This is a genomic window from Leclercia pneumoniae (genome assembly GCF_017348915.1).
GTDB lineage: Bacteria > Pseudomonadota > Gammaproteobacteria > Enterobacterales > Enterobacteriaceae > Enterobacter > Enterobacter pneumoniae.
This window is the reverse complement of sequence record NZ_CP071383.1, coordinates 3595293-3616319: the sequence shown is the minus strand read 5'-3', so window position 1 is coordinate 3616319 and position 21027 is coordinate 3595293. Positions and strand designations below refer to the sequence as shown.

General features: G+C 59.0%; 21 protein-coding genes and 1 pseudogene. 17 read left to right on the top strand and 5 right to left on the bottom strand.

Annotated elements, in window-relative coordinates:
• Window position 1 precedes the first annotated feature (1 nt).
• A complete protein-coding gene (gene fucR, locus JZ655_RS17525; protein WP_040074026.1) occupies window positions 2–718 on the bottom strand; it encodes an L-fucose operon activator in 717 nt (238 codons plus the stop codon).
• Entirely contained in the window at window positions 715–1698 is a 984-nt protein-coding gene (locus JZ655_RS17520; RefSeq protein ID WP_207292402.1) for a sensor domain-containing diguanylate cyclase, read from the bottom strand. Before JZ655_RS17520 ends, fucR begins: the two co-directional genes overlap by 4 nt.
• Before the next feature lie 181 nt (window positions 1699–1879).
• Here JZ655_RS17520 and JZ655_RS17515 point away from each other — a divergent pair, with 181 nt between their 5' ends.
• Together JZ655_RS17515 and JZ655_RS17510 are read left to right on the top strand one after the other, a co-directional pair.
• Window positions 1880–2932: an ABC transporter substrate-binding protein gene (locus JZ655_RS17515; RefSeq protein WP_207292401.1), complete on the top strand. Its 1053-nt coding sequence runs from the start codon at window positions 1880–1882 to the stop codon at window positions 2930–2932.
• Window positions 2932–3603: a substrate-binding domain-containing protein gene (locus JZ655_RS17510; RefSeq protein ID WP_207292400.1), complete on the top strand. Its 672-nt coding sequence runs from the start codon at window positions 2932–2934 to the stop codon at window positions 3601–3603. Before JZ655_RS17515 ends, JZ655_RS17510 begins: the two co-directional genes overlap by 1 nt.
• Window positions 3604–3630: 27 nt before the next feature.
• Here JZ655_RS17510 and yghU read toward each other — a convergent pair whose 3' ends face one another.
• Entirely contained in the window at window positions 3631–4497 is an 867-nt protein-coding gene (gene yghU, locus JZ655_RS17505; protein ID WP_046886016.1) for a glutathione-dependent disulfide-bond oxidoreductase, read from the bottom strand.
• 246 nt (window positions 4498–4743) lie between these two features.
• On the opposite strand from yghU, the gene JZ655_RS17500 reads away from it, so the two are divergent.
• The 5 genes from JZ655_RS17500 to JZ655_RS17480 all read left to right on the top strand — a co-directional run bounded on the left by JZ655_RS17500 (window position 4744) and on the right by JZ655_RS17480 (window position 10143).
• Window positions 4744–6333, top strand: a complete 1590-nt coding sequence (locus JZ655_RS17500; RefSeq protein WP_046886017.1) for an ABC transporter substrate-binding protein — start codon at window positions 4744–4746, stop codon at window positions 6331–6333.
• Window positions 6334–6394: 61 nt separating this feature from the next.
• A complete protein-coding gene (locus JZ655_RS17495) occupies window positions 6395–7348 on the top strand; it encodes an ABC transporter permease (protein WP_207292399.1) in 954 nt (317 codons plus the stop codon).
• 5 nt (window positions 7349–7353) lie between these two features.
• Window positions 7354–8199, top strand: coding sequence for an ABC transporter permease (locus JZ655_RS17490; RefSeq protein WP_040074033.1), 846 nt, complete (start codon window positions 7354–7356; stop codon window positions 8197–8199).
• On the top strand, window positions 8192–9169 hold the full coding sequence (locus JZ655_RS17485) for an ABC transporter ATP-binding protein (RefSeq protein ID WP_040074034.1): 978 nt from the start codon (window positions 8192–8194) through the stop codon (window positions 9167–9169). Before JZ655_RS17490 ends, JZ655_RS17485 begins: the two co-directional genes overlap by 8 nt.
• Complete coding sequence (locus JZ655_RS17480) at window positions 9166–10143, top strand: ABC transporter ATP-binding protein (RefSeq protein ID WP_207292398.1); 978 nt, start codon at window positions 9166–9168, stop codon at window positions 10141–10143. Before JZ655_RS17485 ends, JZ655_RS17480 begins: the two co-directional genes overlap by 4 nt.
• A 39-nt stretch (window positions 10144–10182) precedes the next feature.
• Here JZ655_RS17480 and JZ655_RS17475 read toward each other — a convergent pair whose 3' ends face one another.
• Window positions 10183–10731 (bottom strand): DsbA family protein, encoded by a 549-nt coding sequence (locus JZ655_RS17475; RefSeq protein ID WP_207292397.1) that lies wholly within the window; start codon window positions 10729–10731, stop codon window positions 10183–10185.
• Window positions 10732–10884: 153 nt separating this feature from the next.
• Here JZ655_RS17475 and gss point away from each other — a divergent pair, with 153 nt between their 5' ends.
• The 10 genes and pseudogenes from gss (at window position 10885) to cobT (ending at window position 20399) form a co-directional block, all read left to right on the top strand.
• Window positions 10885–12747: a bifunctional glutathionylspermidine amidase/synthase gene (gss, locus tag JZ655_RS17470; RefSeq protein WP_040074037.1), complete on the top strand. Its 1863-nt coding sequence runs from the start codon at window positions 10885–10887 to the stop codon at window positions 12745–12747.
• Window positions 12748–12882: 135 nt separating this feature from the next.
• The gene (locus tag JZ655_RS17465) at window positions 12883–13434 is read left to right on the top strand and encodes a peroxiredoxin (RefSeq protein ID WP_040078395.1); all 552 of its coding nucleotides are present in this window, start codon (window positions 12883–12885) and stop codon (window positions 13432–13434) included.
• Between the two features lie 18 nt (window positions 13435–13452).
• Window positions 13453–14685 (top strand): annotated as a pseudogene (locus JZ655_RS17460) (protein-disulfide reductase DsbD family protein).
• A gap of 20 nt (window positions 14686–14705) precedes the next feature.
• On the top strand, window positions 14706–15263 hold the full coding sequence (locus JZ655_RS17455) for a sigma-70 family RNA polymerase sigma factor (protein ID WP_207293874.1): 558 nt from the start codon (window positions 14706–14708) through the stop codon (window positions 15261–15263).
• Window positions 15250–15879: an NrsF family protein gene (locus tag JZ655_RS17450; RefSeq protein WP_207292396.1), complete on the top strand. Its 630-nt coding sequence runs from the start codon at window positions 15250–15252 to the stop codon at window positions 15877–15879. Before JZ655_RS17455 ends, JZ655_RS17450 begins: the two co-directional genes overlap by 14 nt.
• Before the next feature lie 32 nt (window positions 15880–15911).
• Entirely contained in the window at window positions 15912–17429 is a 1518-nt protein-coding gene (locus JZ655_RS17445) for a cobyric acid synthase (protein WP_207292395.1), read from the top strand.
• Window positions 17426–17971 (top strand): bifunctional adenosylcobinamide kinase/adenosylcobinamide-phosphate guanylyltransferase, encoded by a 546-nt coding sequence (cobU, locus tag JZ655_RS17440; protein ID WP_207292394.1) that lies wholly within the window; start codon window positions 17426–17428, stop codon window positions 17969–17971. Before JZ655_RS17445 ends, cobU begins: the two co-directional genes overlap by 4 nt.
• Window positions 17968–18726, top strand: coding sequence for an adenosylcobinamide-GDP ribazoletransferase (cobS, locus tag JZ655_RS17435; protein ID WP_207292393.1), 759 nt, complete (start codon window positions 17968–17970; stop codon window positions 18724–18726). The genes cobU and cobS overlap by 4 nt, the downstream gene beginning before the upstream one ends.
• A gap of 3 nt (window positions 18727–18729) precedes the next feature.
• Entirely contained in the window at window positions 18730–19338 is a 609-nt protein-coding gene (locus JZ655_RS17430; RefSeq protein WP_207292392.1) for an adenosylcobalamin/alpha-ribazole phosphatase, read from the top strand.
• A gap of 11 nt (window positions 19339–19349) precedes the next feature.
• Window positions 19350–20399, top strand: a complete 1050-nt coding sequence (gene cobT, locus JZ655_RS17425; protein WP_207292391.1) for a nicotinate-nucleotide--dimethylbenzimidazole phosphoribosyltransferase — start codon at window positions 19350–19352, stop codon at window positions 20397–20399.
• Here cobT and JZ655_RS17420 read toward each other — a convergent pair.
• A complete protein-coding gene (locus JZ655_RS17420) occupies window positions 20389–21012 on the bottom strand; it encodes a DUF2238 domain-containing protein (RefSeq protein WP_040074049.1) in 624 nt (207 codons plus the stop codon). The two genes, cobT and JZ655_RS17420, sit on opposite strands and share 11 nt — an antisense overlap.
• Between the last annotated feature and the right edge of the window lie 15 nt (window positions 21013–21027).

Genomic DNA, 21027 nt, shown 5'->3' with positions numbered 1-21027 from the left:
GCTATCGCCTGACGAGCTCCGCGTCGGAGATAAGTTGGGTGACCTGTGACAGGTGGCCAATTTTCACTTCGCTGGAACGTCGGAACTTACTCTTGTCGATCAACAGCAAGGACTGGCTGGCGCGGCTAAGTAGCTGGGTTTTAAAACGGGCATTATCGGGCGAGGGATCCCACATAATGCCCTGCTCATCTACCCCCTCGCAGGAAAAGATAAACAGATCGATCTCCAGCGATTTCAACTGGGTGACCAGCATGGGGTTCACATAGCAGCGGTATTTACGCTCAAGGGTACCGCCGGAGCAAATTAGCGTAACGCGTTCGCGTCTGGCCATCTCCTGGCAAATCGGCAGGCTATTGGTAAACACCGTCAGGGCGATATCGGGGAGCTGTTTTGCCAGATGAAAGCAGGTCGAACTGGCATCCAGCGCCAGTGTCATCCCTTCGCTCACCCAGTCCAGCGCGAGGCGAGCAATATCGGCTTTGTCGGCGTAATGGCTTTTCAGCCGCGCGCCAAAGGGCTCACCGCCGTCTTGCCTGTCCGGGTGGATCGCCCGCGCCCGCCCGTGATGGCGCACAATCTTCCCCTGCTCCTGCAGCGCTTTCAGATCCCGGCGTATCGTCTCTTTACTCACCGCCAGCGCGTCGGCCAGCGCGTCCGTCGTCAGCCAGTCGCACGTCGCCAGCCGCTGAATAATGGCCTGCTGACGGCTGTTTTTCATGTTCCGGTTTCCAGACGGGGGAGAGAGAGGGGCGTCTGCCCGAGGGCGACGCCGTTTTTACCGGTATGTTTGATCTGATACATCGACCGATCGGCGCGCTTGAGGGCATTCACAAAGTCATCCTCCTCCTGCACCTCATCAATGCCCACCGACGCGCCCACCCGCGCCTGGCCATTGTCCAGCTCAAAGGGGGTGAGGGCGGCGTGCAGACACTGCTGAGCAATGCGCGTCACCTGCAGGCTGGAGAGTGCAAGGGGGAGTAAAAGCACAAATTCGTCGCCACCGAGACGCCCGACGATGCTGTCTGGTGGGCAGCTTTCCCGTAAACGCTGGCTAAGCTGGATCAGCAGTTCGTCACCGCTGCGGTGTCCGAAGGCGTCGTTAACGTCTTTGAAATCATCAAGATCAATAAAGGCCACGCACAGCGGACCGTGGGCTTTAAGCTGTTCAAAGTGTTGCAGCAGCGCATGACGGTTAGCCAGCCCGGTGAGCGGGTCGTGGTTAGCCAGCTGCGCCAACTGCTCTTCGTACTGCTTCTCTTTGGTCATATCAATATGGGTGCCGGTCACCTTCAGCGGCGCGCCGTTTTCATCCCATTCGGTCACGCGGCCCCGGTCAAGCACCCAGGTGATGGTACCGTTTCTGTGCTGCATACGGTGCAGCGCTTCATAGAAGGGGGTCTTACCGTTCAGATGATCGTAAAACGCGTCCAGCACGTCTTGCTTGTCATCGGGATGGAGGTGCTCCCGCCAGACCTCAAACTGGGCGCTAAGCTCTTTCGGCTGATAGCCCAGCATCGAACCCCATCGGCGGTTATAGATAATCAGCTTGCCGCTGGGAATATCCAGCTGCCAGAGACAGAGACCCGTCCCGTCCAGCGCAGCGCTCAGCTTACTGCGGGCGTCACGTGCTAGCCTGACGAGCCGGGCATTGTGCTTTTTGAGATTCTGAATCTGTTGTCTTAACGCCTGCTCTGACATGAAAAGGCTCATCGGTAAATAAGAATGATTCTTGCGCGATTACCGGATGGTTGTAAACATGCCGTTGAAAAAAGAGAGGGATTTGCGTTAAGGCACGCCTGCCCGCTCTACCTCTAAAGGGGCCGGGACACGCGGCGCGCAATCGTTATATAATAAATTACATAACGAATGTGAGGCTACGATGAAACAGCGTTTTTGGCAGGTATTACCTTTTCTTTTTCTGGCCATTTCTCCGCTCTCTTCTCAGGCGTCGCGCCAGATTACCGACCAGATTGGTCGTCAGGTGACGATCCCGGATGAGGTGAATCGCGTGGTGGTACTGCAGCACCAGACGCTGAACTTGCTGGTGCAAATGAACGCCAGCGATAAAATCGTTGGGGTGATGGCGAACTGGAAGCAACAACTCGGCGATGGCTATGCCCGCCTTGCGCCCGAGCTGAACCAGAAACCCATGCTCGGCGATCTCACCCATGTGGATCCGGAAAAGCTGGTTGCGCTAAAACCGCAGGTGGTGTTTGTCACAAACTATGCGCCGCGGGAGATGATCGACAAGATCGCTAGCCTTGGGATCCCGGTGGTGGCGATTTCGCTACGCCACGACGCCCCCGGAGAACAAGACAAACTGAACCCCACCCAAGCCGATGAAGAGAAAGCCTACGATTTGGGGCTGCGGGAAGGGATCACCCTGATTGGCGAGATCGTGAATAAGCCGGCAGAAGCGAAGGCGCTGATTGCGGCAACGGACGCGGGACGCAAAAAGGTGCGCGATCGCCTGCAGGCGATCCCGGCCGCAGAGCGCGTGCGTGCCTATATGGCGAACCCGGCGTTAACCACCTACGGCTCCGGAAAATATACCGGTTTAATGATGGCGCATGCGGGGGCGCTGAATGTGGCCGCCGCCACCATCAAGGGCTTTAAAACCGTGGCGATGGAGCAGGTTATCGCCTGGAACCCGCAGGTAATTTTCGTGCAGGATCGCTACCCCTCCGTGGTCAATGAGATTAAAACCTCTGCGCAATGGCAAACCATTGATGCGGTGAAAAATCAGCGCGTCTACCTGATGCCCGATTACGCGAAAGCCTGGGGTTACCCGATGCCGGAAGCGATGGGGCTGGGCGAGTTGTGGATGGCGAAAAAACTCTATCCCGGGAAGTTCAAAGACGTGGATATGCGTAAAGAGGCTAACGCCTGGTATCACCGTTTTTACCGCACTGACTACCAGGGCATCGATTAATGCGCGTCCTGGCGGCAGGCAGTTTGCGCGGGGTCTGGCCCTCGTTACTGCGCCACTTCCCGGAGCCCGTAGAGACCGCTTTTGGCCCGGCGGGGCTGCTGCAGGAGCGTATTGCGGCGGGTGAAGCGTGCGACCTTTTCGCCTCGGCAAACCTTGCCCATCCCCGGGCGCTTAATCCGCTCGCCGTCATCCCCTTCGCCCGCAATTCACTCTGCCTGACCGTGCGCAGTGATGTGCTGCAGCAGGGGGATAACTGGCTATCGCTGCTGACCCGCGCCGATTTACGCCTCGCCACCTCGACGGCGGGGGAAGACCCTTGCGGAGATTATGCGCAGACGTTATTTGATCGCATGGGCGATAGCGGCGAGGGGGTAAGAGCCCGGGCGAGGGCGCTGGTCGGTGGGCGACACTCTGCGCCGATTCCTGCGGGCAAGCTGGCGGCGGAGTGGATTATCCACAGCGGCCAGGCTGAGCTGTTTATCGGCTATGCCAGCTATGCCTCCAGGCTGCGCACGATCCCCGGCTTAACCGTGATTCCTCTCCCGGCGCCTTACAACCCCTGCGCGGAGTATGGCTGTGCGGTGATAACCCCTGCAGGGCAGCGGCTGGGCATGTTTTTACAGTCAGAGGTTGCGAAGGGGATCTTACGCGAAGCGGGATTTGAGGCATAGCCGGGCGGCGAACCACCCGGCCTGCGCTTATGCCTGGCGCTTATCTTCTGTGTTGGTGTCAAAATCGCTGGCGGCGTGGCGTTCATGCAGCTGTTCGTTCAGCTCGCCGTAGGTACGGTTCACAATACGGCCCCGTTTGACGGCTGGGCGGTTGGCCACCTCTTTCGCCCAGCGCTGCACGTTTGTGTACTTCTCTGCATCCAGGAACTCGGCGGCGTTGTACACGCTGCCCAGCGCCACGCAGCCAAACCATGGCCAGACGGCGATATCGGCAATCGTATACTCATCGCCTGCCACGTAGCGGCCGCGCGCCAGCTGTTTATCCAGCACGTCGAACAGACGTTTCGCTTCCATGGTAAAGCGATCGATCGCGTATTCGATCTTCACGGGGGCGTAGTTATAGAAGTGGCCGAAACCGCCGCCAAGGAAGGGGGCAGCCCCCTGCAGCCAGAAAAGCCAGTTCAGCGTTTCGGTACGGCCTGCCGGGTCTTTCGGCAGAAAATGACCATACTTCTCGGCCAGATAGAGCAGGATATTGCCAGATTCAAACACCCGGGTCGGCGGGGTGGTGGAGTGGTCGCGCAGCGCCGGGATCTTGGAGTTAGGGTTCACTTCGACAAACCCGCTAGAGAACTGATCGCCCTCACCAATGCGAATCAGCCAGGCATCGTACTCGGCGTCGGTTACGCCCAGAGCCAGCAGCTCTTCGAGCAGAATGGTCACCTTCTGGCCGTTCGGCGTACCCAGCGAATAGAGCTGCAACGGATGCGCGCCGACGGGCAGCGCTTTTTCATGCGTTGCGCCGGAAATAGGGCGGTTGATATTGGCAAACGCGCCGCCGGTGTTCTGCTTCCACTCCCACACTTTCGGTGGCTGATAGTTGTTGTCTGACATGTTGACCTGCCTTTTGCATGATGTGTTGAGGCAGTTTAGCAGGAGATTCGTGAACCCTTTAACGTTGCGAGCGCATAAGGTTATGCGCTATTCCACATTGCGCTTATATATATCAAATTCGGTATAAGCTTAATCGAAAATCGCATTTTCATTGTTAATGCGAAAGGGCGTAAAGCTGCCTATGATGCTTGCACATATATAAAAACGGGCAGTAATAAACACTTTATCAGGCAAGGAGTTAGTGAGATGCGTAAGCTTCTGTTTTCGGCAGTTGTGGTTTCGCTCGCGTTAGGTCTGGCGGGTTGTGATGAGGCAAAAAATAAAGAGGCGGCCAACGCGCCTGCCGCCAACAATGACGCGCCTAAAGCGGGCGGTTCGTTAATTATCGGCATTACCTCCGGCGACCCGCTGGCCGTGAATCCGCTCTATGCCAGCGACCGTACTACGTTAACTATCATGCAGGCGCTGTATGCACCGCTATATAGCTTCAACGAGGGGAAAATCGAATGGGGGCTGGCCGAAAGCCTGACGCCCGCCGCCGATAACCTGAGCTATACCCTGACCTTAAAACCCAATCTGAAGTGGCAGGATGGCCAGCCGCTGACCGCCGACGACGTGGTCTTCACCTTCAATAAACTGCTCGACCCCAGCCAGCACAGCTTCTTCCGCAGCATGTTTACTTACGGCGGCAAACCCGTGGTGGTGAGCAAGGTTGACGATCGCACCGTTAAGTTCACCCTACCGCAGGTGAGTGCGGCATTTACCGGTACGCTGGTACAAATTTACCCCATCCCGCAGCATGTTTTCGCCGGTGAAAGCGATTTTGAAAAGAGCGCCAAAAACGATACGCCGGTCGGTTCCGGGCCGTTCAAATTTAAAGAGTATCGCGCCGGGCAGTACTATGCCCTGACGCGTTTCGACGATTACTGGAACGGCAAAGCGAAGCTCGATTCCGTCACCTACCGTTTTGCCAAAGACAGCAACTCTGCCAACCTTGCGCTGCAAAATGGCGAGATCAACATGAAGATGGTGGATCCGCAGGATGTGTCACGCCTGAAAAACACCGGTAAATTCGACTTTGTGGTCTATCCGGAAGGGCGTCTGGCCTATATGACGTTCAACCAGAACGTGCCGGTCATGAAGAGCAAAGCGCTGCGCCAGGCTATCGCTTACGCTATCAACAAAGACGAGCTGACCCAGACCGCCTTCACCTCGCTGGATTATGCGAAACCCGCCGCCTCGTTCCTGACGCCGGATACCCTCTACCAGACCGCCGACGTAGAGCAGTACAAGTTCGATCAGCAAAAAGCCAAAGCGTTGCTGAAGGACTCAGGCGCGCCAGAAAACCTGAAGCTGCGTCTGGCCTACGTGAATACCAATAAAACCCAGGAGAGCCAGGCGCTGTACATCCAGCAGGCCCTGAAGGGAATTGGGGTGATCGTTGAGCTGATGCCGCTGGATTCCAACGCCATGTCGCAGCGCAGTCTGGACATGAACAACACCGCGTGGGATCTGAATCTGGGTGGCTACATCATGGGCGCAGAGCCGGACGGCTACAAATCACTGTTTATGAGTAACGAGGCCTACAACTACGCGCACTATAAAAATCCGCAGTTTGATGCCCTGTGGGATAAAGGTGCTGTGGAAACCGATGCCAAAAAACGTGCGGAGATTTACAAGCAAATCCAGCAGACCGTGGCGAGCGACATGACCTATTACCCGATCGCCTATACCAATGCGATCGTTGCCGTGGATAAACGCTTCGGCGGCACAAAAGAGGCGGAGCCGAAGCCGGTTTATCTGTTCCAGGACTTATCAAAAATCTATCAGAAATAAGCGGTTGCCCCGGCCATTTCGCCGGGGCCTTACGTCAAGGTAAGTCGTTTAAGGGCATGTCGTGAACACATTACTCACGCGTCGGTTGCTGCAACTGCTGCCGATGCTGTTCTTTATTTCGCTGGTGGCGTTTTTGCTGGTCAAACTCGCTCCTGGCGACCCGGTTGCCGCCTATATCACGCCGCGGATGGCGCCGGAAGATATCGAGCGCATCCGTCAAAGCCTGGGGCTGGATAAGCCGCTGGTCACCCAGTACCTGCTGTGGCTGAAAAACGTCGCGCAGGGCGACCTGGGTTACTCGCTTATCTATCACCGCCCGGTGCTGGAGATGATCGCCGAGCGCATTCCGGCCACCCTGGGATTGATGGGGGCGTCGCTGCTGCTGGCCATCGTGCTGGCCATTCCTCTCGGGCTGCTTGCCGGGGCGTTTAAACATCGCTGGCTGGATCATCTGCTGAATCTGTTTGCCTATATTGGCATCTCGGTGCCGATCTTCTGGTTCGGCATACTACTGATCACCGTGTTTGCCGTACAACTCAACTGGTTTCCCAGCATGGGGATGCGCACCATCGGCATGGAAGATAACTGGCTGGATGTGGTTCGCCACGGCGTGCTGCCGTGCATTGCGCTCACCTTTTACAATCTCTCAAGCTATGTGCGCTACATTCGCTCCAATACCATCACGCAGCTCTCTGCCGACTACGTGCAGACCCAGCTCGCGTACGGCGCGACCCGTTCCGGCATTCTGTTCCGCCATGTGCTGAAAAACGTGCTACTGCCGGTGATTACCCTGTTCGGCCTGTCGTTTGGGGAGCTGGTGGTCGGGGCCTACGTGACGGAAAGCGTCTTCTCCTGGCCGGGCATGGGGTTGCTGGGGATCCAGTCGATCACCTCGCTGGATTACCCGTTGATCATGGCGATCATCATGCTCTCTTCCATGATGTTGATCGTGGGCAACCTGATCGCCGATCTACTGTATCGCTTCGCCGATCCCCGCATTCGTACTCTGAGGTAACCCGGATGAGCAGACGCTGGCAGCAAGTTCGTCACCAGCTGCGCCGCAACCGTCCGGCGCAGTTCTCGTTATTTGTCCTTTTTATCTTTGTTGTCGCCGCGCTCTGCGCGGGGCTGAGCCCGTTCGACCCGGATCAGATGGCGCTGAACGCCCGTACCCTGCCGCCGGACAGTACTCACTGGTTTGGTACCGATGAGTACGGGCGCGACTACTTTACCCGCGCCCTCTACGGCGGGCAGATCTCGCTGATGGTCGGTTTTCTGGCGATGGTTTTCTCTACGCTGATTGGCACCCTTGTCGGCACGATCAGCGGCTATTTTGGCGGCTGGCTCGATAACCTGATGATGCGTATCGTCGATATTCTGATGGCGATCCCGGCCTTCTTCCTGCTGCTGGTGGTGAACGCTTACCTCAAGCCAGGCGTGGATAACATCATTTTTATCATCAGCCTGCTGACGTGGATGAACATGTCCCGGCTGGTACGTGCCGAAACGCTTTCGGTTAAAGAGCGCGAATATGTGCTATATGCCCGTGCTTCCGGCGAACAGCCGCTACGGATCATCGTGCGCCATATCATTCCCGGCGTGCTGCCGACCATTATCGTGGCCGCCACGCTCAATATCGCTTCGGCGATCCTGATGGAGTCGACGCTGAGCTTCCTTGGGCTTGGCGTACAGGCACCGGCCGCCTCCTGGGGAAGTATGCTCAACAACGCCCAGTCGTACATTGGCGAAGCGTCGTGGCTGGCGATGTTCCCCGGCATTCTGATCCTGCTGACGGTGTTCAGCTTTAACGTATTAGGCGACGTATTTCGTACCGCCTTTGAGCCGGGAGCGAACCGCGATGAGTAACTTGCTCGAACTCGATAATCTGCAAACCACCTTCCATACCCGACAGGGAGATGTCCATGCAGTTCGCGGTGTGAGCTTTCAGGTGCAGCCGGGGGAACTTATCGGCATTGTTGGCGAATCTGGCTGCGGCAAGAGCGTGACCTGTAAATCCATTATCCAGCTTCTGGGGAGTAACGGCCGCATCACCGGTGGCAGTATTCGGTTTCAGAATGCCGATCTGGCGCAAAAAACGCCGCAGCAGATGCGCGCCATTCGCGGCAATGAGATCGCCATGATTTTCCAGGATCCGATGACCGCCCTTAACCCGGTGCTCACCATCGGCAAGCAGATGTCTGAGATCCTGATGCGTAATAAAGGGCTGACCAAAAAAGCGGCCAAAGCGGCGGCGCTGTCGATGCTGGAGCAGGTCGGCATTGCCGAGGCGGAACGGCGCTACAATCAGTATCCCCATGAGTTCAGCGGCGGCATGCGCCAGCGGGTGATGATAGCCATTGCGCTCTCCTGTAACCCAAAGCTGCTGATTGCCGACGAACCGACCACCGCTCTGGACGTGACGATTCAGGCGCAGATATTGCGTCTGCTGAAAAGTCTGCAACAACAAACCCAGACCGCCATCCTGCTCATCACCCACGATCTGGGCGTGGTGGCGCAAGTGTGTAGCCGCGTCGTGGTGATGTATGGCGGGCTGGTGATGGAAGAGGGGAGCGTTGAGGACATTTTTTACCGTCCGGCGCACCCCTATACCCAGGGGCTGTTGGCCTCATTGCCCCGTCCGGGCGAGGTGAATCAGCGATTATCGCCGATCGAGGGCACGCCACCTGGCTTGCTCAATCCGCCTCCCGGCTGCCCCTTTGCCGAGCGCTGTCCGAAGCGGATGCCGCAGTGTGATCGGCAGCCAGCGTTTTACCGGATGGACGAAGGCCACCGCGCCGCGTGCTGGCTATGGGCCGATAAGGAGGTTCAGGCATGAGCGAACAACGTACTCCATTAGTCAGCGTGCGTGAGCTACGCAAACACTATCCTCTAAACGGCGGGCTACTGCGAAAGGGGGCGGCGGTAAAAGCGGTGGATGGCGTCAGTTTTGACATCATGCCCGGTGAAACCTTTGGCCTGGTGGGGGAGTCAGGCTGCGGCAAATCGACCCTCGGACGCGCCATTTTACGCCTGTTTGCTATCACTTCCGGCGAGATCCACTTTGCCGGGCAGAACATTGCCCAGGCCAGCGAGAAACAGCTGAAACCGCTGCGCAGAAGGATGCAGGCGATTTTTCAGGATCCCTACTCCTCGCTCAACCCCGGCATGACCGTGCAGCAGTTGGTTGCCGAGCCGATGCAGATCCACGGCTACAGTCGGGAGGAGCAGCGTGAACGTACCGAAACGCTGCTCTATAAAGTGGGGCTCAAACAGGAACATCTGCAACGTTTCCCCTATGAGTTCAGCGGTGGCCAGCGTCAGCGCATCAGCATTGCCCGCGCCTTGTCCGTGCGCCCGGAGTTTGTACTGTGCGATGAGCCGCTGTCGGCGCTGGATGTCTCGGTGCAGGCGCAGGTGGTGAATATCCTGCAGGATTTACAGCAGGAGCTGGGGCTCACCTATCTGTTTATCGCCCACGATCTGTCGATGGTGCGCCACATCTCCAGCCGCATTGGGGTGATGTATCTCGGTAAGCTGGTGGAGGTCGCACCCGCGAATGCGCTCTATCAGCATCCGGCCCATCCCTACACGCGTGCTTTGCTGGCGGCGGTGCCCCAGCCCGATCCGCGCATCCGCAATCTTGATAACGCCACGTTGCGGGGCGAGATCCCAGGGCCGACCTCGGCGCTGCCAGGCTGTCGTTTTTGCAGCCGTTGCCCCCATGCGATGCCGGTGTGTCAGGCGCAGGAACCGGCGATGCAGGAGATCGCGCCGGGGCACTTTACCGCCTGTTGGTTATTTAAAACGTAACAGGAGCCACCCTCTCGCCCGGACGAGAGAGGGTGGCGCTTATCCCAGCAGTCGCTTCACCCATACCGCAACGTCGTCACCGCTGCCCAAATCGGGCTGCACCAGACCATCGACCATAAAGGTTGGGGAGACATGGATCCCATTCTGACGTGCATATTTACAGTGCCACTTAATTTCCGTTTGCAGTTCCGGGCGCGCAAAGGCGTCGGCAAGCTGCACCCCGCTGTAACCCTCGATGCGCGCGATAATCTCCTCGGGCGTCGCCTGCATATTCGGCCCGCTACAGTGGTCGGTAAATTCAAACTCTTCCCGGCGATCGGCCACCGCCTGCATCACCTTGTGTGCCGCCGCTTTCCCCTCGGGCAGCGTCGACGCCGCCAGAATGCAGCGCACAATCACGCCGGAAAAGAGATGCCAGGGCTGCGACTGTAAACGGATTTTGACGGTGATCTTATCCTCGCCAGCCTGTTCCAGCAGCGCGTTTAACTTATTAAAGGCCTTGACCGAAAACGGGCAGGTCGGTTCCAGGAACACTTCAAAGATGCGTGGGCCGTGACCCCACTCCAGCGGCTGCGCCTGTACGCTCATATTGACTCCTGTGTTGTCTGTTTTTCGTTATTGCTGCGGCGAATAATTTGCCACGCGGGTGTATGATAAATCCACCTCTGTCAGGTTAATTACAACGTGCAGACGACGACAACCCCCTAAAAAATTGCCGCCTGCCTTTATTAGGTTGGAAACATGCGTAAAGGAACGTTAAGCAGTGATGCGCCATTCGGGACATTATTAGGCTATGCGCCGGGAGGCGTGGCGATCTACTCCTCGAATTACAGCTCCCTCGATCCGCGAAATTATCCGGAAGATGCCGATTTTCGCAGCTATACCGGCAATGAATATATGGGGCACAAGTGGCAGTGCGTTGAGTTTGCCCGCCGCTTCCTGTTCCTGAATTACGGCTTTGTCTTTACCGATGTGCGCATGGCGTGGGAGATCTTCTCTTTACGCTTTGTTCGTCAGGTAGTGAATGACGATATCCTGCCGCTGCAGGCCTTTGCTAACGGCTCTCAGCGCGCGCCGGAGGCGGGGGCTTTGCTTATCTGGCAAAAGGGTGGTGAGTTCCACGAAACCGGCCACGTGGCCGTCATCACGCAACGGCTGGGTGATAAGGTGCGCATTGCGGAGCAGAATGTTATTCACTCTCCGCTGCCGCTGGGACAGCAGTGGACGCGCGAACTCAGAATGAGCGTGGAGAACGGCTGCTACCGGCTCCATGACACCTTCAGCGACACCGAAATTCTGGGCTGGATGATTCAGACCAGCGACACCGAACACAGCCTCCCGCAGCCTGAGGTAAACGGCGAACTGCTGAATATTCGCGGCGCGCGGCTGAAAAACAACCGCCAGTTTGATGGCAAATGGCTCAATGAGAACGATGCGCTGCAGCAGGCCTACGTGCGTGCCAACGGCCATTTTATCAATCACGATCCCTGCCACTACTTCACCATCACCGAAAGCGCCGAGCAGGAGCTGATCAAAGCGACCAACGAGCTGCACCTGATGTATCTGCATGCCACCGACAAGGTGCTGAAAGATGACAACTTACTGGCGCTTTTCGACATTCCGAAAATTCTCTGGCCGCGCCTGCGTCTCTCCTGGCAGTGGCGTCGTCACCATATGATTACCGGCCGCATGGATTTCTGCATGGATGAGCGTGGCATCAAGGTCTATGAGTACAACGCTGACTCCGCGTCGTGCCACACCGAAGGTGGCCTGATCCTGGAAGAATGGGTGAAAAACGGCTATCGCGGCGGCGGACATAACCCGGCGGAAGGGTTACTGGAAGAGCTTTCTGGCGCCTGGAAGCACAGCCAGGCCCGCCCCTTTGTGCACATCATGCAGGACAACGATGTGGAGGAGGATTACCACGCGCTCTTTATTCAGCGTTCGCTGCTTCAGGCGGGGTTTGAAACCAAAATCCTGCATGGGCTGGGGGCGTTAAGCTGGGATGCGGCGGGTCAATTAATTGATGATGAAGGGCGGCTGGTCAACTGCGTCTGGAAAACCTGGGCGTGGGAGACGGCCATCGAGCAGATCCGCGAAGTCAGTGAAACCGAGTACGCGGCGGTTCCTATCCGTACCGGCCATCCGCAAAACGAGGTGCGCTTAATCGATGTGTTGCTGCGCCCGGAAGTGTTGGTCTTTGAACCTTTATGGACGGTGATCCCCGGCAACAAAGCCATTTTGCCGGTGCTGTGGCAGCTCTTCCCTCACCATCGCTACCTGCTGGATACCGATTTTGAGGTCAACGCACTGCTTAGCCAGACCGGGTATGCCGTGAAGCCTATCGCCGGGCGCTGCGGTAGCAATATCGATCTCATCAGCCCGCAGGAGGAGCTACTGGATAAATCGAGCGGCAAGTTTGTCGATCGCAAAAACATCTACCAGCAGCTGTGGTGTTTGCCGAAGGTGGACGAGAAGTATATCCAGGTCTGTACCTTTACCGTCGGCGGCAATTACGGCGGTACCTGCCTGCGCGGTGATACTTCGCTGGTGATTAAGAAAGAGAGCGATATTGAACCGTTAATGGTGGAAAAAGATCGGTAACCTCCACCCATCCTGACGCTCTCTTCCCCTCCGCAAGCGACCCTTGCGGATTTTTTTTATCGGCGAGCGAAACCTTCGGGTCTTAGCGTGCGAACTATGATTCATAAAGTACGTTTTTTCCTGATGGAGCTGACCATGAAACTGTTAAACACCCTCTCTGCTGCTGCGGTACTGACCTTTTCCCTCTTCACCCTGAATGCCAACGCGGCGCTCGAGGTGGGGGATAACGCGCCCAATTTCAGCCTGAAAGGGGCGCTGGGGGGCAAGCCGCTCACCTTCTCGCTTCAGCAGGCATTACAGAAAGGCCCGGTGGTGCTCTACTTCTTCCCGGCAGCCTTTACCAAAGGCTGCACCCTGGAGGCACATGCTTTCGCCGAAGCGAGCGATGATTTTAAAAAGCTGGGGGCGACCGTGGTTGGGGTCACCGCCGGGAATGTCGATCAGGTGGATGAGTTCTCGAAGCTGGAGTGCCGTGATAAATTTGCCGTGGCCGCCGATCCCGGCGCGAAAGTGGCGGGCGAGTACAAAACGCTGATGCAGATGAACGGTAAAACGGTCTCTGACCGCACCTCCTACGTCATCGCCCCCGACGGTAAAATTCTGATGAGCTATACCGACCGTAACCCTGACCAGCATATCCAGAAGTCCATGGATGCCGTGAAGCAATACGCGAACACACATTCATAATTAGTTTTGGGGCCCGCTATGTTAACCGCCATTCTGGCCGCCTTCGCCGGCGGCATTATCCTCAATTTTATGCCGTGCGTTTTTCCGGTGATTTCGCTGAAGGCGCTGGGGCTGTTGTGACATCAGGGAGACCGGGCCAGCGCCCGCACCGAAGGGCTCGGTTTTTTACTGGGCGTGATTTTTACCATGCTGGCGCTGGCTGCCGTGTTGCTGGCGTTGCGCGCTGGCGGTACCGCCGTGGGCTGGGGCTTTCAGCTGCAATCTCCACTGGTCATTACCGCGCTGGCGCTGATTATCCTCGGCGCGGCGCTGAACCTGCTGGGGGTGTTTGAGGTGGGATTATCCCTGCAGCGAGCGGGTGAGATCTCAGGCGGGCGCGGGGCATTTACCCGTTCGGCGTTAACCGGCGCGTTGGCGATTGTGGTCGCTACGCCATGCTCTGCCCCCTTTATGGCGGGTGCGGTAGGGTATGCGCTGGTGCAGCCGCCAGCGGTTTCGCTGGTTATCTTCCTTTCGCTGGCGCTGGGGTTCGCCGCCCCCTTTACCCTGATTTCGCTCTTCCCGGCGATCGCCGCTCGCCTGCCCAGACCGGGCGCGTGGATGGATATCCTCAAACGCGGGCTGGCGTTTCCGATGTTTGGCGCCTTTGCCTGGCTGGTGTGGGTATTAGCGCAACAGGCGGGAACCACCGCGCTGGCGGCAATGCTGGCCTGTGCCGTGGTGGTGAGCTTCACCGCGTGGCTGTATGGGATGGCCCAGCGCAGACGTTTCGCCGGGCGTTCGTATAAAGTGCTGCTGGCGGTGACGGTGGTGCTCTTCGTGGCGGCGATTACGCCCCTGCCGGGCATCATGCAGATGCAGTCCGTTACGGCAGAACCGGCCGTTGCGAGCCAGGTCGCGCCGGTGAAGTGGTCGCCGCAAACGGTGGCAGAGATGCGCGGCCACGGCAAAGCTATCTTTGTGAACTTTACCGCCTCGTGGTGCATCACCTGTCAGGTGAACGATCGCACCTCGCTCTCTACCGCGGCGGTGAAGCAGGCGCTGTCGCGCACTGGCACCATTTATATGGTGGCGGACTCCACCAAATTTAACGCCGATATCGACGATGCCATGACGGCCTTCGGGCAGGGCGGGCTGCCGCTGTACGTGGTCTATCCGGCCGACGGTAGCGAACCTAAGGTGCTGCCGCAGGTGCTGACCCCGTCGATTGTGGTGAACGCCCTCGATCGGGCGGCCGGTAAAAAAGCGTGAGGTAGTTCGCATGGCGAATGATGGATAGCAATCTGGCTCCGCGCGAGACCTGGCCCGGGCTGATGGCGCGTGCACAGGCCGGGGATCGCGACGCCTATTCCCTGCTACTCCGGGCCCTGGTGCCGGTGATTCGGGCGCTGGTCCGTAAGCAGATTGCCGATCCTGTGCTGATCGATGATGTGATTCAGGAGGTGCTGCTCACCGTGCACCGGGTGCGTCATACCTACGATCCGGCCTGCCCCTTTTTACCCTGGCTGATGGCGATCGCGCAGGCGCGTGCCGTGGATGCGTTACGCCAGCGCGGACGGCGACAGCGGCGGGAAAGCGACGATGAGCCGCTGGCGGAAGGGGTCTGGACCGGGAATATCGGGCAACAAGAAACCGAAGAGGAGCTGGCGTTGATTTTAGACCAGCTTCCGGCGCGACAGCGCCAGATTGTGGAGCATATCCACCTGCAGGAGATGAGCCTCGCCGAGGCCGCCGCGCGGCATAACCTGACTATTTCGGCGGTCAAATCTCTCCTGCACAGAGCCTTAACCAATCTTCGCCGGATGGGAGCGAACCATGGCCGATCATGATCTCTTGATTAAACAATTGAGCCGCGAGGCGACGCCCGTGACGCGCCCGCAGGCCCGCAATCTGCGGGTGCTCACCTGGATGCTGCTGGCGCTCCCCTGCGCAGGATTAAGCAGCCTGCTGGTCAACCGTGCCGCCACCGACTGGTCTGCAGCGGGATCCTGGCTGGCGGTGGTGCAACTCTCTCTCGCTTTCCTGGTAGGGGGGATGGCGATTGCGAATGCGTTCACCCTGAGTATTGCCGGGCGCAAGCCGCTGAGCTGGCGCTGGTTTGCGCTGCCCCTGCTGCTGTGGGCCGTAGGGGCGCTGTTCAGCCTCAATTCATCGCCTCCTGCCGGGCATCACAGCGACGAAGTGAACTGCTATGCCTTTATGCTCACGGTCAGCGCCCCGATGGTGGTGATTGTCATTGCGTATCTGCGCCGCACCCGGTCGCTCTATCCTCTGCGCACCCTGGCGACCGCCGGGGCCGGGGTCGCCAGCATGGCGCTGACGCTGCTCACCTTTTGCCACCCCGTTGAGATACACCCGTTGGATTTTCTGCTGCATATTGCCGCCATCCTCACCATTGTCAGCGCAACGATAGTGTTGGGCTGGAGGCATGTAGTGATAAGCTGAATACCTCTCAGTGAAGGTATTCAGGAGAAGTAATGACGCAGGCAATCATGCTGCAGGGCACCGCCTCGGACGTGGGAAAAAGCGTGCTGGTGGCCGGGCTGTGCCGGATCCTCCATCAGGATGGCTGGCGCACCGCCCCCTTTAAATCACAAAACATGGCGCTCAACTCCGGCATCACCCCTGACGGTAAAGAGATGGGGCGGGCGCAGATCATGCAGGCCGAAGCGGCGGGGATCCCCCCGGATGTGCGTATGAACCCCATTTTGCTGAAACCCACCTCTGACTGCCAGGCGCAGGTGGTGCTGATGGGCGAGGTGCTGCGCGATATGGATGCCGTTCGCTACCACGATTTCAAACCCCGGCTTCGCGAGCAGATTGCCGCGGTGTACCAGAGCCTGGCGCAGGAGTACGACCGGCTGGTGCTGGAAGGGGCGGGCAGCCCGGCAGAGATCAACCTGCGCGACCGGGATATCGTCAATATGGGCATGGCCGAGATTGCCCGCTGTCCGGTGATCCTCGTGGCCGATATCGATCGCGGCGGCGTCTTTGCGGCGATCTACGGCACCCTGGCCCTGTTGCAGGAGCATGAGCGCTGGCGGGTGAAAGGCGTCATCATCAATAAATTTCGCGGCGATGTGTCGCTGCTGACCCCGGGACTGCGGCAGATTGAGTCGCTCACCGGCGTGCCGGTTCTGGGCGTGCTGCCCTGGCTGGAGCTTGATCTGGAAGAGGAAGATAGCGTGGTGTTACAACGCCGCGCCATGCAGCAGGGGCAGCGCAGCGTCGATATCGCCGTGGTGCAACTGCCCTACATGTCCAATTTCACCGACTTTAATGCCCTTTCCGCGCAGCCGGACGTGCGGGTGCGCTATGTCCGCGATCCGTACCAGCTTGCAGGCGCAGATCTGATTATCCTGCCGGGTAGCAAAAGTACATTGCAGGATCTCACCTGGCTGCGGGAGAGCGCGATGGCGCAGGCGCTGCGGGTGCAACACCGGAACGGCGTGCCGCTACTGGGGATCTGCGGCGGATATCAGATGCTAGGCAACACCCTGATAGATGAGGTGGAGTCCGGCCTCGGTACGCTGCCAGGGCTGGGGTTGCTGGAGACCGTCACCCGTTTCGCCCCACTTAAAACCACTACCCTGGTCGATGCCAGACTGGCTGAACTTCCCGGCTGGCTGGCCAGCGCTTCAGGCTTGACGCTGCGCGGCTACGAAATCCATATGGGACAAACCACCCTGGCTACCGGCGCGCAGCCGGCCCTGTACCTGCAAAAAAATGGTCAGCCCGTCGCCGACGGCGCGGTGAGCGACGATGGTCTGGTCTGGGGTACCTATCTGCACGGTCTGTTCGACAACGACATCTTTACCCGTACCCTGGTGGACAGCCTGCGGGTGCGAAAAGGACTCGCCCCCCTGGAAACCTTGCCAGACTACGCGGCCTATAAAGCGCAGCAGTTTGACAAGCTGGCGGCGAGCATGCGCCAGCATCTCGATCTACAGAGCATTTACCGGATTATGCGCGAGCATCAGGAGCCGATGGCATGATTTTAGTTACGGGCGGGGCGCGCAGCGGCAAAAGCGCGCAGGTTGAAAAGCTGGTTGCCGGACAGTGTCAGCAGGTGCTCTATATCGCGACCTCCGTCGTGACGGACGAGGAGATGGCTCGCCGCATTGCGCAGCATCAGGCGCAGCGCCCCGCACACTGGCGCACCTGGGAGGGATACCGTGCGCTCGATCGGGTGCTACGCGAGCAGGTGCAGCCGGGAGAAGGGGTGGTGCTGGAGTGCATCACCACCTGGCTCGCTAACTTGTTGTACGAGGCCTCCGGCGGTGCCGATCCGGATACGCTCGATTTCGCGCCGCTGGAGATCTGGCTGCAGGAGCAGGTGGACGCGCTGATTACCGCCTGCCAGCACACGGCGGCACCGGTATTTATTGTTACCAATGAGCTGGGGATGAGCATCACCCCGGAAAATCGCCTCGCACGTCACTTTGTCGATATCGCCGGCCGGGCCAACCAGAAGCTGGCCCTGGCCGCAGACGACGTATGGCTGATGGTCTCAGGGATTGGAGTCAAAATTAAATGAAGCTGAATTTACTCTGGGCCACGCTGCGGCTAATGACCCGTTTCCCGGTGCCGGAGAAGTGGGCCGATGGCGTCGAGTTTCGCCAGCTTGGGCGTGGCGTGCCCTATTTCCCGCTGGTGGGGCTGTTTGTCGGCGTGGTGGCCGCGCTGGCCGCGTTGCTGGTGAGCCAGACGGGCGGCGGCATTTACCTGGGGGCCGCCGTCTGGGCGCTGGCGATGGCCCTGCTGACGGGCGGCTTCCATCTCGACGGGCTGGCCGATACCTGCGACGGGATCTTCTCTGCCCGTAGCCGGGAGCGGATGCTGGCGATCATGAAGGACAGCCGCCTCGGCACCTTCGGCGGGCTGGCGCTGATCTTCTGCATTCTGCTGAAGGTGATGGCGGTGACGGGCTTATCCTCTCGTCCCCCTGCGGAACTCTTCGTGCTGCTGGTCTGTGCGCCGGTTGTCTCACGGGCAGGGCTGGTGCTGGGGATGTATGGTCAGCGCTATGCCCGGGAAGGCGAGGGGCTGGGTACGCTGTACATTGGCGGCATTCTGTTTCACGAAGCGGCGATAACGCTGCTCATCGGCGCGCTTATCGTGGTGGCGCTGACCGGACTCCACGGCGTGGTGGCGATGCTGGTCACCTGGGGGCTGATGGCGTGCCTGGTGCGCTATTTGCGTACCCGTTTAGGCGGCCAGACCGGCGATACCCTTGGCGCGCTGGCAGAAACCGGCGAGACGCTGTTTCTGCTGGCCCTGATGTGGAGCTAAACCATGCGCCTGGTTCTGGTACGTCACGGGCAAACCGCAGCCAATGAGAGCGGCCTCTTTTACGGCAGCACCGACCTGCCATTAACCGATAAAGGCATTGAGCAGGGGCGGCGAGTGGGGGAGTGTCTGGCGACGCTCACCTTCGGGCAAATTCACTGCAGCCAGCTTCAGCGCGCGCAGCAAACCGCCCGGCTGGTGGTGCCCAACGGCATTATTACTAACAGCGATCCCCGGCTCAACGAGATGCACTTCGGCAGCTGGGAGATGCGCCACCACAGCAGCATTGCCGAAGAGGAACCCCAGGCGTGGCAGCGCTGGGTGGATGACTGGCAGAACGTCACCCCCGGCGGCGGTGAGCCCTTTGCCGAATTTGCCGGGCGGGTAAAAAGCGTTGCCGACGAGTTGGCGCAACAACAGGATGACGGTGACAGCCTGGTCGTCGCTCATCAGGGCGTATTAAGCCTGATGCTGGCCCACTGGCTGCGTATGCCGGCAGAGGCGATGTGGCACTTTCCGTTTCAGCAGGACAGCTGGACGATGGTGGAAAATCGCGGTGGGTTTATGATCTTACGCCACTTTAATCATCAAAGTCTTTTTCGTTCAGAACAGTGAGAATAACACCGATGCAGAGCATAGAAGCGCTGGTGGCGGCGATCGCCCCGCTGGACGCAGAGAAAATGGCGCAGGCCGCGCAGCACATTGATGGTCTGGTGAAGCCGCTGAATAGCCTTGGCAGGCTGGAGGCGCTGGCTATTCAACTGGCGGGTATGCGGGGGCTGCCGCCGCTGGGCGATCTGGCCAAAGAGATTATCGTGATGTGCGCCGACCACGGTGTCTATCAGGAGGGGGTTGCGCTGGCTCCGCAGGCGGTCACCCGTCTTCAGGCGCAGAATATGCTCAATGGCTCCTCTGGCGTCTGCGTGCTGGCGAAAAGCAACCAGACGACGGTGCTGCCGGTGGATGTGGGCATTAACGGCGACCCACTCGACGGGATGCTCAGCCTGAAAGTGGCGCGGGGCAGCGATAACATCGCCGTCGGCCCGGCAATGCGTCGCGAGCAGGCGGAACAGATCCTGCTGGCGAGCGCTGAGCTGGTAAAACAGCGAGCCGCAGCGGGGATCGCGGTGTTGGGTACCGGTGAGCTGGGGATGGCGAACACCACCCCCGCCTCGGCGATGATCAGCGTCCTGTGCGGCTGCGATCCGCATGAGGTGGTGGGGCATGGTGCAAACCTGCCCCCCGAGCGGCTGCAGCACAAGGAGGCGATTGTCAGGCAGGCCATCCGCGTTAATCAGCCCAATCCCGCCGATGCGCTGGACGTGCTGGCGAAGGTAGGGGGGTATGACCTGGTGGGGATGACCGGGGTTATCCTGGGGGCCGGGGCCTGCGGACTGCCGGTGGTGCTCGACGGATTTCTCTCTTACGCTTCGGCAATCGCGGCCTGCCAGATCGCGCCGGCGGTGAAACACTACTGTATCCCTTCCCATTTCTCGGCAGAGAAGGGATCGCAGCGTGCGCTGGAACATCTTGGTTTACAGCCCTATCTCTGGCTCGACCTCCGGCTTGGCGAGGGGAGCGGCGCCGCGCTGGGCATGTCGATCGTCAGCGCCGCCTGCGCCATGTATAGCCAGATGGGCGTGCTGGCGCACAGCGGCATTGACCTTAAGGCTTAACCGTCCTCATTAGCTGTCGCTGATGAGTGCGCCCGAGCAGCAGGACGGTGGTGAGCGCGCCGAGCAGGGCGCAGAACATATCCGACTGGGTATCCCAGGGATCGCCCTGGGTCCCGAGGAAATCATCCGCGCCTTGTCCCATCGCCAGCGCCGCCCACCACTCGATCAGCTCATAGGTGGCGCTAATGGCCAGCGCAATGCAGCAGACCAGAAACGCGGTCATTTTGCGCCCCTGAACGTAATGACCGCGCAGCAAGATCTCCCGCGCGGCCAGGGCCGGCACCAGCCCCTGGAAGAAGTGACCCAATTTGTCGTAGGGGTTGCGGCTGAGGTCGAACAGCGCCTGCACCTCAAAACCGATGGGCACTTTGGCATAGGTGTACATCCCGCCGACCATCAAAATGAGGGCGTGGAAGAAAATCAGAATGTAGAGCAGCGGGGTTAAGGGATAGCGCTGATGGGTTGCCAGCAGTAGAGGCACAACGATCACCACCGGCGTGACTTCCATCAGCCAGGTGATACGGTCGCCGGTATAGACACCGGTGTAGATCAGGACAAGCAGCAGGATCAGCGCGCCGCCTTTTAATGCCGGGGAGAGCGTGGTTGCAGTCATAGCATTCTACTTATT